Source organism: Rahnella selenatireducens (assembly GCF_046449555.1).
GTDB classification, from domain to species: domain Bacteria; phylum Pseudomonadota; class Gammaproteobacteria; order Enterobacterales; family Enterobacteriaceae; genus Rahnella; species Rahnella selenatireducens.
In genome coordinates this window covers 667,258-681,390 of sequence record NZ_JBKEZJ010000001.1, presented here as the reverse complement: position 1 = coordinate 681,390, position 14,133 = coordinate 667,258, and the positions used below count along the sequence as shown (strand labels likewise).

General features: G+C 53.1%; 14 protein-coding genes and 1 pseudogene. 10 read left to right on the top strand and 5 right to left on the bottom strand.

Translation table 11 applies throughout. From position 1 onward, the window contains the following. Positions 1 to 26: 26 nt before the first annotated feature. The 3 genes from sseA to ACLBVC_RS03260 all read right to left on the bottom strand — a co-directional run bounded on the left by sseA (position 27) and on the right by ACLBVC_RS03260 (position 2,378). Entirely contained in the window at positions 27 to 872 is an 846-nt protein-coding gene (sseA, locus tag ACLBVC_RS03270; RefSeq protein ID WP_410148023.1) for a 3-mercaptopyruvate sulfurtransferase, read from the bottom strand. Between the two features lie 34 nt (positions 873 to 906). Next, on the bottom strand, positions 907 to 1,455 hold the full coding sequence (locus ACLBVC_RS03265; RefSeq protein ID WP_410148021.1) for a GNAT family N-acetyltransferase: 549 nt from the start codon (positions 1,453 to 1,455) through the stop codon (positions 907 to 909). Positions 1,456 to 1,586: 131 nt separating this feature from the next. Next, the gene (locus tag ACLBVC_RS03260) at positions 1,587 to 2,378 is read right to left on the bottom strand and encodes a helix-turn-helix transcriptional regulator (protein WP_410148020.1); all 792 of its coding nucleotides are present in this window, start codon (positions 2,376 to 2,378) and stop codon (positions 1,587 to 1,589) included. Between the two features lie 140 nt (positions 2,379 to 2,518). On the opposite strand from ACLBVC_RS03260, the gene ACLBVC_RS03255 reads away from it, so the two are divergent. After that, positions 2,519 to 3,286, top strand: a complete 768-nt coding sequence (locus tag ACLBVC_RS03255) for a class I SAM-dependent methyltransferase (RefSeq protein ID WP_410148019.1) — start codon at positions 2,519 to 2,521, stop codon at positions 3,284 to 3,286. A 56-nt stretch (positions 3,287 to 3,342) separates the two neighbouring features. On the opposite strand, the gene ACLBVC_RS03250 is transcribed toward ACLBVC_RS03255, so the two are convergent. After that, positions 3,343 to 4,257, bottom strand: a complete 915-nt coding sequence (locus ACLBVC_RS03250) for a DUF808 domain-containing protein (RefSeq protein ID WP_410148017.1) — start codon at positions 4,255 to 4,257, stop codon at positions 3,343 to 3,345. 428 nt (positions 4,258 to 4,685) lie between these two features. Here ACLBVC_RS03250 and ACLBVC_RS03245 point away from each other — a divergent pair, with 428 nt between their 5' ends. The 8 genes and pseudogenes from ACLBVC_RS03245 to ppnP all read left to right on the top strand — a co-directional run bounded on the left by ACLBVC_RS03245 (position 4,686) and on the right by ppnP (position 11,927). Next, positions 4,686 to 4,961, top strand: a complete 276-nt coding sequence (locus ACLBVC_RS03245) for a YdgH/BhsA/McbA family protein (protein ID WP_410148015.1) — start codon at positions 4,686 to 4,688, stop codon at positions 4,959 to 4,961. 377 nt (positions 4,962 to 5,338) lie between these two features. Beyond that, the gene (locus ACLBVC_RS03240; RefSeq protein WP_410148013.1) at positions 5,339 to 5,917 is read left to right on the top strand and encodes a class I SAM-dependent methyltransferase; all 579 of its coding nucleotides are present in this window, start codon (positions 5,339 to 5,341) and stop codon (positions 5,915 to 5,917) included. Positions 5,918 to 6,193: 276 nt separating this feature from the next. After that, positions 6,194 to 6,718 (top strand): shikimate kinase AroL, encoded by a 525-nt coding sequence (aroL, locus tag ACLBVC_RS03235; protein ID WP_410148012.1) that lies wholly within the window; start codon positions 6,194 to 6,196, stop codon positions 6,716 to 6,718. A 556-nt stretch (positions 6,719 to 7,274) separates the two neighbouring features. Next, complete coding sequence (locus ACLBVC_RS03230; protein ID WP_410148011.1) at positions 7,275 to 8,039, top strand: IclR family transcriptional regulator; 765 nt, start codon at positions 7,275 to 7,277, stop codon at positions 8,037 to 8,039. Positions 8,040 to 8,112: 73 nt separating this feature from the next. Next, positions 8,113 to 9,690 (top strand): annotated as a pseudogene (locus ACLBVC_RS03225) (OPT/YSL family transporter). A 132-nt stretch (positions 9,691 to 9,822) separates the two neighbouring features. After that, entirely contained in the window at positions 9,823 to 10,752 is a 930-nt protein-coding gene (locus tag ACLBVC_RS03220) for a DUF1177 domain-containing protein (protein ID WP_410148010.1), read from the top strand. A 5-nt stretch (positions 10,753 to 10,757) separates the two neighbouring features. Continuing rightward, positions 10,758 to 11,435: an AroM family protein gene (locus ACLBVC_RS03215; RefSeq protein WP_410148008.1), complete on the top strand. Its 678-nt coding sequence runs from the start codon at positions 10,758 to 10,760 to the stop codon at positions 11,433 to 11,435. A gap of 201 nt (positions 11,436 to 11,636) precedes the next feature. After that, complete coding sequence (ppnP, locus tag ACLBVC_RS03210) at positions 11,637 to 11,927, top strand: pyrimidine/purine nucleoside phosphorylase (protein ID WP_101075794.1); 291 nt, start codon at positions 11,637 to 11,639, stop codon at positions 11,925 to 11,927. A gap of 134 nt (positions 11,928 to 12,061) precedes the next feature. On the opposite strand, the gene rdgC is transcribed toward ppnP, so the two are convergent. Next, positions 12,062 to 12,976, bottom strand: a complete 915-nt coding sequence (gene rdgC / locus ACLBVC_RS03205; protein ID WP_410148006.1) for a recombination-associated protein RdgC — start codon at positions 12,974 to 12,976, stop codon at positions 12,062 to 12,064. A 209-nt stretch (positions 12,977 to 13,185) separates the two neighbouring features. Here rdgC and mak point away from each other — a divergent pair, with 209 nt between their 5' ends. Continuing rightward, the gene (mak, locus tag ACLBVC_RS03200; RefSeq protein ID WP_410148004.1) at positions 13,186 to 14,106 is read left to right on the top strand and encodes a fructokinase; all 921 of its coding nucleotides are present in this window, start codon (positions 13,186 to 13,188) and stop codon (positions 14,104 to 14,106) included. Positions 14,107 to 14,133 lie beyond the last annotated feature (27 nt).

Below are 14,133 nucleotides of genomic sequence, written 5' to 3'. Positions count from 1 at the left end.
TTTAGTGTGTCAGATTCAACCGGAGATCAGTGCGTTTCTATCGGGAAATCTTCGTTCACATCGCCCCATTCAGCCCATGATCCGTCGTACAGCAGCACATCTTTAACGCCCAGCGCGTCCAGACCGAAGGCCAGCGCCGCCGCCGTTACGCCGGATCCGCAACTGGTGATTACCGGCTTATTCAGATCCACGCCCAGTTGTTCAAACGCGGCTTTCAGTTCCTGTGGCGACTTCATATGGCCATCCTTCGTCAGCTCGGTAAACGGCACGCTGAGGCTTTGCGGAATATGCCCGCCGTGCAGCCCTGGACGCGGTTCCGGCGCTTCGGCTTTGAAACGTGCCTGTGAGCGTGCATCGATAATCTGCACTTTCCCGATCGCATCTTTCACCTGCTGCGCGTTGGCGACGACCGGGCGTACCAGTCTGGCATTAAACGTCGACGGCACGCGGGTGTGTTCGCCGCTCTGAGTGGGTTTACCTTCGGCAATCCAGGCATTTAGCCCGCCATCGAGCACGCGCACGCTTTTCGCGCCGAAACTGGTCAGCATCCACCAGACACGCGGCGCTGAGAACAAATCCCCTTCATCGTAAAGCACGATGGTTTGCGAGTCTGCCACGCCCAGACGACTCATCGACGCGGAGAATTCTTCCGCCGTCGGCATCATGTGTGGCAGGCCGGTGGTGCAATCGGAAATACTGTCGACTTCGACATAAATGGCGCCGGGAATGTGCGCCTCAAGATATTTGCCATGAAAATCAATCGGTGGAGTAATGCCCGGTTTCGATTTACGGCAATCGATAATGACCACGTCCGGTGAATTCAGATTCTTCGCCAGCCAGTCGGTAGAAACGGTATGGGTAGAGAAAGTCATGTTCTGTTGCCTTATCTTTTTTGTGGAGCCAGCCTCAGAGATCGCCGGGGATCAGGGAATACATCCAGGCGTCGCGTGGCTGACCATGATAATAAAGCCGGTTGCGGTGCAAACCTTCGGACGTCGCACCTGCTTTTTCCGCGACGCGGCGGCTGCGGTCATTGCCGTCCATCGCGACGATTTCCAGTCGTGTCAGTTCGAGCTCTTTAAACGCGAAGCGCGCCGTGGCTCTGACCGCCAGCGTGGCCAGCCCCTGACCGGTGTAACCGGTGCGGATCCAGTAGCCGAGATTAGAAAACTTATAATCCTGATTGATCCGGTTGATGCCCACGCTGCCAATCAGATGGCCGGTGGCGCGTTCAAACAGGCAGAAATTGAATTCTGTGCCGCGATGACGTTTGTGCTCACAGTCGGTCAGATATTTCCGGCTGTCTTCCAGCGAGTATTTATCCGTACACCAGGATTCCCACTCGCCAATCTCGGCGACGGAAGCCTGAACGGCAGCAAAATGCGTGATCGCTTCCAGCTCGGTTGCGATACGGATCTCAATCTTTTCATCCTGATAAATCTGGCGTGTCATCATCTGCGTTGTCCTGCGGCCGGAAATCATCTGTGAAACTAATCAAATCAGCCTCACATATCAGGCTGCCGGATGTCAATTGATGTTAAGGCCGAATAAATGAGAAAAAACAGCAGTCTGTCCGTCAGCGCAATTCAGCTTTCCGGTACCAGCATCACCAGTTTGCAATCGGCGTAACCCGCCGGAAAAAACGTTTGCTGCTGGTAACCGGTTTCGCCGCTGAGCGGGTGGTTAAAACGCCGCGCGCCGCCTTCGCGCGCCAGCACTTCCTGCTGCGTCCACCACTGATTGAATTCGCTGCTTTGCCCGCGCAGGCTGATCACTTTTTGACGCACAGCGTCGGAATGAGCGTAATGACTGGTTTCCGCACGAAATTCTGCCACCACGCGTTTCGCGCGTTCTGCCCAGTCGGGTACCAGCTGGCGTGCAAGCGGATGCAGAAACATAAAATCCAGCAGATTAGGCTGTTCAACCGTTCCCAGCCAGCCGCTGAATAACGCGCCTGCGGGGGGATTCCACGCCAGCACATTCCAGCAACTGTCGAGCAGATAGCCGGGGCCGGCGATCTGACTGACGCAATTCTTCAGGCTGTCATCCGGCGCGCCCGACAGGGGCACGGCAAGCGGATCTTTCACTGACGCCAGACTGAACAGATATTCGCGGGCGGCCGGTTCCATTTGCAGGGATTTCGCCAGCCTGTCCAGCGTGGCGGCAGAAATCGACACATCTCGGCCCTGTTCAATCCAGGTATACCACGTGGCGCTGATACCGCTGATTTGTGCCAGCTCCTCGCGCCGCAGCCCGCTGGTTCTGCGCCGCGCAGAACCGGGAAGGCCCACCATTTCCGGCGTGACGCGTTCGCGGTGTGTACGTAAAAAGGCGCCCAGGGCTCCCGGGCCGCTGAGCGACTCTGCGTTATCAATCATATTTTTTCTCAGGCAGGAAGTAACTCATACCAGTATAAATGCTCATATTGTACCCGTATAGAACAATGCCTATAGTGATTTTGAGGTCATCTGAAACCGGCATTTTCCCCAAAATAATAAGGCAAACAGGAGCAATGAAAATGACAACAAATACACACAGTCAGGCGGTTGATAAGCAATTTGGTTCGCAGGCGCAAAATTATCTGACCAGCGCCGTTCATGCGCAGGGCGCGGATTTAAAACGTCTGGCCGTTTTACTGGCGCCATTCCCAGATGCGCAGATCATTGATCTGGGCTGCGGCGCAGGGCACGCCAGTTTTGTTGCGGCGCGCGCCGTAAAAAATGTGATTGCCTATGATTTGTCGGCGCAAATGTTGGACGTGGTAGCACAGGCCGCGAAAGATAAGCAGCTGGAAAATATCACTACTCAGCAGGGTGTGGCAGAATCGCTGCCTTTCGCCAGCGCCAGCGCGGATATCATCATCAGCCGGTATTCCGCGCACCACTGGCACGATGTCGGGCAGGCGCTGCGTGAAGTGGCGCGAGTGCTGAAACCGGGCGGAAAATTTATCATGATGGACGTTGTGTCGCCGGGGCATCCGCTGCTGGATATCTATCTGCAAACGGTCGAGGTTTTGCGCGATACCTCCCACGTCCGCAACTATTCTCCGGGCGAATGGCTGGAAATGGCGTCCGGTGCCGGGCTAATTGCCGGTGAAGTCACCGCCGACCGCCTGCCGCTGGAATTCACCAGCTGGATTGCCCGCATGCGCACGCCAGAGCATTTCGCCGTCGCCATCCGCGAACTGCAAAAAGTGATGTCGGACGACGTGGTCCGCCACTTTGAAATCCAGCCCGACGGCACATTTACCAGCGATATTATGATGCTGGTGGCGACTAAGGGATAAGGGAAATGAAGGGAGTTTCGCCCTCCGCGGAAAGGGAGGGCGAGAGTTATGCTTCTTTATTTCTTCCCAAACATCTTTTGTCCGAGCATCACCAGCGCCAGAACGGCGGCGCCGACAATCAGCCCGACGACTAAATCTGTTGCGCCGGTAATCAGCGTGTTGATCCAGCTCTCATGGCCGTGCGTCAGGGGCTCAATCAGGCTGTGCATAAACGGCAAACCGTGGCTGATGATGCTGCCACCCACCAGGAACATCGCGACAGTCCCGACCACAGACAACGTTTTCATCAGCCACGGGGCGGCGTTCACAATGACGCGGCCAAACGCACGTACGCCATTCATCACGCTGCTTTCACCTGAAAGCTTGCTGAGATACAAACCGGCGTCGTCAATTTTGACAATCGCGCCGACCAGCCCGTAAACGCCGACGGTCATGGCGACGGCAATCAGCACCATAACGGTGACCTGATTGATAAACGGCGCGGATGATACGATGCCCAGCGAGATCACGATGATTTCAGCAGAAAGAATGAAATCGGTACGCACGGCACCTTTTACTTTTTCTTTCTCCAGTTTTTTGGCATCGGCCTCATCTTTTACCTGCGGTGTGACCGTTTTCTCTTCGTGATGATCGCCGGGCATCAGTTTGTGCGCGACTTTCTCGAAGCCTTCGTAGCATAAGTACGCACCGCCAATCATCAGCAGCGGCGTAATTGCCCAGGGAATGAACGCGCTGATCAGCAGCGCCAGCGGTACCAGAATGGCCTTATTGACCATCGAACCTTTTGCCACGGCCCAGACAATCGGCAATTCCCGGTCGGCTTTAACACCGGAAACTTGTTGCGCGTTCAGTGCCAGATCGTCTCCCAACACACTGGCTGTTTTTTTTGCCGCGACCTTACTCATTGCGGCTACATCATCAAGTATGGATGCAATATCGTCGATCAAGGCCAGAAGGCTGCCACCCGCCATAAATACTCCCTTATGTCCCGGTCATCATTCCGCAGGGAAGATGCAGGGGAATTTTGTTGTTAAAATCAGCTTTCGCGCACGCGAAAACCGTTCCTTTGTCGCCCTGGCTGTGCAGGTGATCACGGCGACAGGTAAAACCCTAAAAAATAATCATAACAGCGATTGCACTCCCTAGTCGATTTGTGCGAATGTTGTCCGGGTTATAAATAACTTTGAAAACTCTCCATACTTTCTCCATTAAATATCTTTGATTTTCGGCCAGTTATCTGGCAGGAAATGTTTACTTTCATTCTCTCCTTATTTTTACCACAATGGTTAAACTTCTTTACGTTGCATTACGTCCGCTTTCATTGATTCGCCGATAATTAATTCAACGGATGACTTCCGCTCCATTAATTAACGAAACTAACGAAAGAAAGGTGCGTATTATGAAACTCTTACCTATGTTCACTGCAGCTGTAATTACCGTCGCTTCATTCTCAGCACTTGCCGCCTCGCCTATCTCAGAAATGCAGGCGCAAAGTGGTAACTACCAGTCACTGGGTATGGTTTCAGTGAGTGCGTCAAATACCGTCCCTGGCAGCCTGCATGACCAGCTAGACCAAATCGCCAGCGATAAAGGCGCGACACATTACCGCGTAGTCGGTGCCGGTACTCCCGGCGATTCCAGCCTGACCCGTGCTAACGTTGAGCTGTATAAATAAGATTTATACCCGTCATACTTCAAGCTGCTTACGCGTTGGCCGCACCCGTTCACCCCAGTCACTGACCTGAGTAAGCGCCTGGGAATTCACGGCCTTGCCGCCTTCAAGCAACTAGAATTATTTTGGGTATAGATTATCGGCTGATAACTGAAACTTTTTATTAAGACGTTATTAAGTCAATACGAGTGAGAAGGCCAATGTCACCTGACATTGGCCTTTTTATTATTTGTGCCACCTCTGTTATTTTTCGACATTTTTTGAGAATCATCCCATGTGATTTTTATGAGCTAAAAATTGCAAACGTTTATTTTTCTTATTAATCATTTCTTAAGAATTTTTTGGCTTAATGGGGGTCTGATTCCTCAGGAGGAGTTAATATGTTGAATGCCGCAAGAATGACAATTAAGAACACCGGTCTTTCGCTTCAGAACCAGTTTTTTTATCTGCAGAATTTTATTACTTCACCACGGACGATGGGGACGCTGATGCCATCCTCGCCATGGTTGTGTCATGCGATGCTGAGCCAGATTGACTGGACGACGTCGCTTGATATCGCAGAGCTGGGCGCCGCAGATGGCGTGCTGACCCGGAGGATCCTCAGCAGGATGCGCGCGGATGCGAAGCTGGAAGCGTTTGAAATACAGCCCGCGTTTGTCCGTAAGCTTAATCAGATGGAAGACCGACGCTTTCAGGTGATGGCGCATTCTGCCGAACACATGAGCACGGATTACGACGCGGTGTTTTCGTGCCTGCCGCTGTTGTCGATGCCGGTGCGAACCAGCATGAAGATTTTGCAAAAAACGCAGCAGCAGCTGAAAAGCAAAGACGGCGTGCTGGTCCTGTTTCAGTACAGTCAGATGTCTGAGAAACTGCTGTCGCGCTATTTCACATGGAAAAAAATACGCGTGGTGAAGAATTTTCCACCGGCCATTGTGTATATCTGTAAACCCCGCTGATACAGCCACTTAGATATTCTTGCTGTCTGAGCGGTTTGCAGGGCATTGCGCTACAAGGATTTTTCAGTATGATGCCCTGAATGGCGTAAATAAAACGCTACAGAAGCTTCACCGGCAGGTGACAAAAATCTGCCAGTGAGGCTTTTTTGTTGTACTATCTCGCGAGTACAGCATAAGGCAAGAACACCAGACGACTTTTGCGACAAAGACTTCATATTGATGATGGATTTTCATCACGTGAGATACGGGACTTTCGGGGAATAAAGGATAGCGGTAATGACACAACCCATTTTCATGGTAGGCGCGCGTGGCGCGGGTAAAACGACAGTGGGCAGTGAGCTTGCAAAAGCGCTGGGCTACAAATTTGTCGATACCGATCTGTACCTGTTGCGCACCTCAGGCCTCAGCGTAGCGGATATTGTCGACCTTGAAGGCTGGGAGGGATTCCGTCGCCGTGAAACTGAAGCCCTGAAAGCGGTATGCTCACCGCTGACCGTGGTCGCGACCGGCGGCGGCGCGGTGCTGGCGCAGGAAAACCGTGACTTTATGCGCGAAGCTGGAACAGTTATTTATCTGCGTTCACCGGCATCGACGCTGGCAAATCGTCTGGAAGATGCCCCGCAGGAAGATCAGCGTCCTACACTGACTGGCAGACCTATCACCGAAGAAATGATGCAAGTGCTGAATGAACGCGAAGCGCTGTATCAGGAAGCCGCTCACCACGTGGTAGATGGTACTCAGGATCCCGCGCAGGTGGTGAATTCTGTCGTGGATGCACTGGCGTTGCAGATGGCGCGTTAAATGACATCTGCAGTAAAACGTCATTACGACGGGCCCTTTGAGGCCCGTTTTTTTTGGCTAAAATCCGGCGTTAAACTGTAAACAAAACGGGCCATTTATCGTGATGCGGATCTCAGTCGCCTAAGTATTGTACTGGTGTATGACCGGGCGTAAACTAATAACTCAGGTGATTACTTAGACGCAGCGCCATGACGCTGAAAACCCACAACGGACCCGATGATGAAACCCCTGATGTCTTTCTTTAACCAGCACAGTAAAGCCATGCCCGCAATCTGGTCGATCACGATCATTCTGGTCGAAGCTTCAATCGCGCTGTATATTTTGCGCAATATTTAATCAAAATAATCTGCTGAGTTTTACATCGTTCACTTCATAAATACTCGGCATTCATTTCCCTCTCCTCGTCATTCGATTGCTTTAGGAATTTCTTTAAGCATATTAATTTAGTTGTCTTCTTCTGACGGTTAAATAAACGCCTTGACGCTGATACGTATCAGCTTTAGTTTTTATTTAACTTAACAGGAACCCTGTTCCATATAACGGAACTCACTCCTTTATGACCACTTTAGAAAATGCGGCTGCTGTGCTGAAGTTATTTTCAACCCAGGGGATCCGGCAGGGACATCCCGGCTTGTCATTCAGTGACGTGGTCGAAAATTTAAAACTACCGAAAAGTACCGTTTCACGTTTACTGATGACGATGGAAACTCAAGGGCTGCTGGAACGCGATCAGGACAGCCGCTTATACCGGATTGGGAAATTATTGCTGGCAGTATCCAGCCATTATTTATCCGCGCCGTTAGTGGATTCCGTTTCACCGTATATGACGCAACTGAGTCAGCTGACGCAATGCACTGGCTATGTGTCGATGCTGGAAGGGCGCGATATCATGGTTATGCGGATGTTCCCCGGCAGAACCTATTTACAAGTGGTGACGCCCGCCGGAAGCCTGCTGCCCGCGCATGAGACCGCCATTGGCCGTGCGATCCTCGCGCGTTTTAGCGACGAAGACGTGGTTCAGCGTTTTAACGGGGAATATCAGGTTAACTCCGTCAATTCCCCCGCAAATATGGATCTTCTTTTGGCCAGGCTGGCGGAAGTCCGGCAGACAGGATTATCGTTTGCCAATAATGAAACGCTTCAGGGCATCAGTTCTTTAGCGACCAGCATTTTTAATAAACACCGAAATGAAACGGTAGGACTTTGTTTGTCTTTCCCTTCTCCCGAACGGGGGAAAAATATTCCGCAAGGTATAAAGGAAGGGCTGATTGCTGTGACACGGCAAGTCGCCGAAAAATTGGGTGATGAGTACTGGCAATGATTTTTCATCGCAATGACCAGTAACGGATCCGGATGATTTTTGTTATTCACTTTTAGCCAACACCAGGGGCCTTATGTCAGACCAACCATCAAAAGATAATAAGGAAGATCCGCTAAAGGATATTGGCACGCTCATCGTGATGATTATTCTGTCTATTTTAGGCGCTATCATCGGGGTTCAGTTAATAACGACGTTAGGCGTTACCCCTAATACTTCTATTATCGGCGCGCTGTTTGCCATGCTTCTGGCACGCATTCCGATGCAGGCTTTTCAGCGCTACCGTTCAATCCATACCCAGAATCTGGCGCAAACCGTCATTTCTTCCGCAACTTTTGGCGCAGCAAACAGCCTGCTGATGCCGATTGCCGTGCCTTATGTTCTCGGGCAGCCGCAGCTGATTATGCCGATGTTTATCGGTGTGGCCGCCGCGATGCTACTGGATGCTTATCTGCTTTACCGTCTCTTCGATACCAAAGTTTTCCCGGCCAGTAATGCCTGGCCTCCGGGCGTGGCGGCGGCTGAAGCCATCAAAGCCGGTGATAACGGCGGGCGTCAGGCGTGGTTGCTGGTGGCGGGGGTAGTGATCGGGCTCGGTGGCGCGGTGCTGAAAATCCCTATGGCTGCTTTTGGGACGGCGTTTATCGGCAATATCTGGGCGCTCAGTATGTTCGGCATCGGATTACTGATCCGCGCTTATGCACAACCGGTAGCCGGGCTGGATCTCAATGCCCTGTAAATTCCGCACGGCATGATGGTCGGCGCGGGGCTGGTTTCGCTGATTCAGGTGATTCAGGTGGTTCGCGCCAAAAATGCCGATGCCCGCACGACATTTACCCAACCGGCGAAAGAAGTGCGTACGGCGCTGGGGTTGGGCGCATTCGGCTATATCGCGATTGCTGCACTGCTGGCGCTGGCCGGGGGATTGTATAGCGAAATGTCCGTCGGCATGCTGATTGCGTTCGTGGCTTACGCCGCCTTTGCCGCTTTCTTCCACGAGCTGATCGTCGGCATTGCGGCTATGCATTCCGGCTGGTTCCCGGCGTTTGCCGTGGCACTGATCACGCTGATTATCGGCATTCTGATTGGGTTCCCGCCGCTGGCACTTTGCGTGCTGACCGGCTTTACCGCTGCAACCGGCCCGGCGTTTGCCGATATGGGCTTCGACCTGAAAGCCGGATTTATTCTGCGCGGTTATGGCAAAGATTTACGAACCGAACTGACGGGGCGTCGCATTCAGTTATTCGCCGCGCTGCTGGCTTTTATCATTGCGATCCCGGTGGTGTGGTACGCCCATTACGGCTACTTCGCGCAGGATCTGGTGCCACCGGTGGCGCGCGTTTACGCCAAAACAATACAGGCGGGCGCTCAACCGGGAATTGCCCACAGCCTGCTGATTTGGGCGATTCCGGGCGCGCTGATTCAGCTGATCGGCGGGCCTAAACGCCAGCTTGGCGTACTGCTGGCGACCGGGCTTTTGATCAACAGCGTGATGGCGGGTTGGGCGGTGGTCTGCGGTATCGTGCTGCGCATCATCATTATTCGTATCTGGGGTGAAAAAGGGCGTACGCCGATGGAAGTGCTGGCGGCAGGTTTCATTGCTGGTGATGCACTTTACAGCTTCTTCACCTCGGTTTTCAGTGCCAAAAAGTAAAGCGTTATTGCCAACACCAGGGCCGTTATCTGGCCAGCATTAAACACTGACTGTTCCAATGATGAACAGCATTCGTGACCGTTTTGGCTTCTGCGCCTGTGCGCCGGTCACGAAGTTTTAAGAGGATTTGTGATGAGTTTGCAACAGACACTAACGGTATTTGAACTGATGGATAGCGCACACGTCAGCGGTCAGGATGTTGTGGATTTATTTGCCGGTTATCCGGGCATCATCGCCAGCACAAACCGTGCGGATGGCCCGAAAGGCGGCACGGATTTCGTCCGTATTACCGTGCCCGGCAGCAAAGGAAAAAGCGGCGGCGGCACTGCGCCGACTCTGGGGATTATCGGCCGTCTGGGCGGGATTGGTGCACGCCCGACGCGCATTGGTCTGGTGTCCGATGCGGACGGTGCGATTGCTGCGGTAACTTGCGCGCTGAAACTGGCGGACATGCAGCGTAAAGGCGATACGCTTGAAGGCGATGTCATTATCACGACCCACATCTGCCCGAACGCGCCAACCCGCCCGCACGATCCGGTAGATTTCATGGATTCGCCGATCGACGACGTGACCATGAATGACAACGAAGTGGTCGACGGCGTTGATGCGATCCTTTCCATAGACACCACCAAAGGCAACCGCATTATCAATCACAAGGGTTACGCCATTTCGCCGACGGTGAAAGAGGGCTACATCCTGCGTATTTCCGAAGATCTGGTGCGCATTATGGAGATGACCAGCGGTAAGCCGGCGGTCACTTTCCCGATCACCACACAGGACATCACGCCATACGGCAACGGTGTTCATCACCTCAACAGCATTTTGCAGCCGTCAACAGCGACCGACGTTCCGGTGGTAGGCGTGGCGATCACGGCAGAATCTGTGGTGCCAGGCTGCGGTACCGGCGCGAGCCATGAAGTGGATATCGCCCTGGCGGCGAAGTTTGCCGTGGAAGTCGCAAAAGAATTCGGGCGCGGTACGTGCCAGTTCTTTGATGCTGACGAATATCAACTCCTGTTGTCGCTGTACGGAAGCTTGCGCCATCTGCAAAACCGGAAGTAAGCCTTATGATGACGACCTTTGCGACGTTAACCATTGGACAGGCACCGCGCAGCGATATTATGCCGCTGCTGATGGCGCATCTTCCGGCAAAATCAGTCACCCATGTGGGGCTGCTGGACGGAATGAGCACGGAGCAAATTGAGCAACGTTATGCGCCTGCGGAAGGCGATGCGGTGCTGGTGTCGCGTTTACTGGACGGTTCGCAGGTCACCATGGCGGCACATCGGGTCGAACGCGGATTACAGGAAAAAATCGACGTTCTGGAAGCGCTTGGCTGCATGACCATTTTGCTGCTGTGTACCGGCGAATTTAAAAAGTTGCGCGCCCGCAATGCGCTTCTGCTGGAGCCTGACCGGATTATCCCGCCGCTGATTAGCGCGATTGTCGGCGAACATCGCGCCGGAATTGTCGTGCCGATTGAAGAGCAGATCGTCGAGCAGTCTGACAAATGGCGGAAGCTGTCCAAACCGCCGTGCTTTGCGGTGGCCAGCCCGTATATTTCCGATGACCAGACCCTACTCGAAGCGGCGATGCGTCTGGCGCAGCAGGGTGCGGAAGTGGTGGTGCTCGATTGTATTGGTTACACGCGGCATCACGCCGAATTGCTGAAAAAGCATCTCAGGATTCCGGTTCTGTTGTCGAACGTGCTGATGGCAAAACTGGCGGCGGAACTGATCATCTGACGTTAGACGTTAAGAGTTAAAGCGGATTTTTGCGGAGCGGACAGCCACCCACAATGGCACTGTACGACGCTAAAATCAAATCAGCGACGCCGCTTTGCGGGCGGTGTCGTCTGGTGCAGATAAAGCGGTAATAATCAGTGACAGAACGAGGTTTCTGCCCCTAATATGGGGGCTCTGAAAATTATCGCAAAGGGCCAATCTATGTTGAAAAATAATGAGTATTTTGACGGGAAAGTTAAGTCGATTGGTTTTGACAGCGACAGTACGGGTTCAGCCAGCGTCGGCGTGATGGCCGTCGGCGAATACACTTTCGGCACCGCTAAGCCGGAAGAAATGACCGTCATCAGCGGTTCGCTGAAAGTGCTGATCCCAGGTTCTCCCGATTGGCAGGTCTTCAAGCCGGGCGAAACCTTCTACATTCCGGGTAAAAGTGAATTCAATTTGCAGGTAGGCGAAACCACGTCGTATCTCTGCAAGTATCTGACCAAATAAATTATTCAGACACAGCATAATAAGAAAAGGCGCCAATGAGCGCCTTTTCTTATTTCATACTCCGTATACCCAAAATCATTCGAGTTGCATCAAGGCGGCCAACGCGGAGGCCGCTTCAAGGATGAAGGGGATAACTAGCGTTGGGCTTCGCCGCCCAGGGCCTCAATAAGGTTTTGAATCAGCGCCGCCAGTTCACCGGTCATCAGCACAAAGTCCGCATCGAAACGTCCGGCGAAATCTTCGCGATCGATGTCTTCGTTCTGGTCACGGATCTCGTCGCCGAATTTCAGACGTTTGATGCTACCGTCATCGGCCAGAACAACAGCAATGCGTTCCTGCCAGTCGACAGCCAGCTTGGTCACCAGTTTGCCATTCTCAATGTGCGTAGCGATTTCGTCGCTGACCAGCGCCTGTTTCTTACAGCGGATCACGCCGCCTTCTTCCAGAATCGCTTTCAGTTCGGCTTCGTCCTGCAGGGCAAAACCGGCAGGCGTCTGGCCTGAACGCACCCATTCGGTCAGCGTCAGTTCAATCGGGCTTTCCATGGTTAATGGCACAACCGGCAGTGAACCGAGGCTTTTACGCAGCAGCGCCAGCATGTCTTCCGCTTTTTTCGCGCTGGCGGCATCGACCATGATCAGGCCGTTGACGGTGTCGATCCACATGAATGTTTGGCTGAAACGGCTGAACGCGCGCGGCATCAGGCTGTGCAGCACTTCATCTTTCAGGGAATCTTTTTCGGTTTTTTTCAGCTTACGGTGTTGCTCACCTTCAAGCTGATCAATCTTGGCCTGTAACTCCTGTTTGATGACCGGAGAAGGCAGGATTTTTTCTTCTTTACGGGCGCATATCAGGATCTGACCGCCGTTAACGTGAGTCAGCGCGTCGCCGCCGTGGGAACCCATCGGTGAAACCCAGCCGGTTTTCGCCATATCCTGGCTGCCGCACGGGGTAAAGGTGAAAGCGCTGAGCTGTTTTTCCATTTCGTCAGCAGATAACGAAACTTCACGGCTCAAACGGTATACCAACAAATTCTTAAACCATAACATGGCGTTATCCCTGTCCCGGCGCACTCGTGGTACGCTGATTAAATGAATGCAGGGCGGCATGATAACCAATTGAGCGCCGGTCGTCGTTAAGAAATCACCGCAGCATGAAACATTGCATAACAGCTTATTCTGGTGACGACAGCAGCGAGCTTCTACACTGATTTAACCTCAAAATAACTGACCCTACCGGCAAAAAAAGGAGAGAAAACGTGCGTATTGGCATTGATTTAGGCGGCACAAAAATAGAAGTCATCGCGTTATCCGACGAAGGGAAAGAACTGTTCCGCAAGCGGGTGGATACGCCAAGAAATGATTACGAACGCACGCTGAAAGCGATTGAAGGTCTGGTGCTGGACGCCGAAAAAGCCACCGGCCAGCACGGCAGCGTCGGCCTTGGGATCCCCGGCACGCTTTCGCCGTTTACCGGTAAAGTGAAAAATGCCAACTCGGTCTGGCTAAATGGCCAGCAGCTGGATGAAGATCTGGCGCTGTTGTTAAAACGCGAAGTTCATATTGCCAACGACGCCAACTGTCTGGCGGTTTCCGAAGCGACCGACGGCGCGGGCGCCGCGCGTCATACAGTGTTTGCGGTAATTATCGGCACCGGCTGTGGTTCCGGCGTTGCGCTTAACGGCGTGGCGCACGCGGGCGGAAATGGCAATGCCGGAGAGTGGGGGCATAACCCCTTGCCGTGGCAGGATGAAGAAGAAATTCAGTTTGCCCGCGATGTGCCTTGTTATTGCGGTAAATCCGGTTGCGTGGAGACGTTTGTGTCGGGCACCGGTTTTGCGGAAGATTATTTCCGGTTGTCAGGCCAGCGGCTGAAAGGCGCGGAAATTATTGAGCTTGTGGAGCAGGGCGATGAAACGGCGGAGCTGGCGCTGGGCCGCTACGAGCGTCGTCTGGCGAAGGCGCTGGCCAATGTGGTGAATATTCTGGATCCGGATGTCATCGTTTTTGGCGGCGGCATGAGCAACGTGGATCGTCTGTACCAGACCGTTCCCGTGCTGATCAAACAGTGGGTCTTTGGCGGCGAATGTGAAACGCCGATCCTCAAAGCGGTGCACGGTGATTCCAGCGGTGTTCGCGGTGCAGCCTGGCTGTGGCCGCAATCGCGTTTCGCGTTGTAATTGTCTGGCAGACAAAAGCCGCATGAT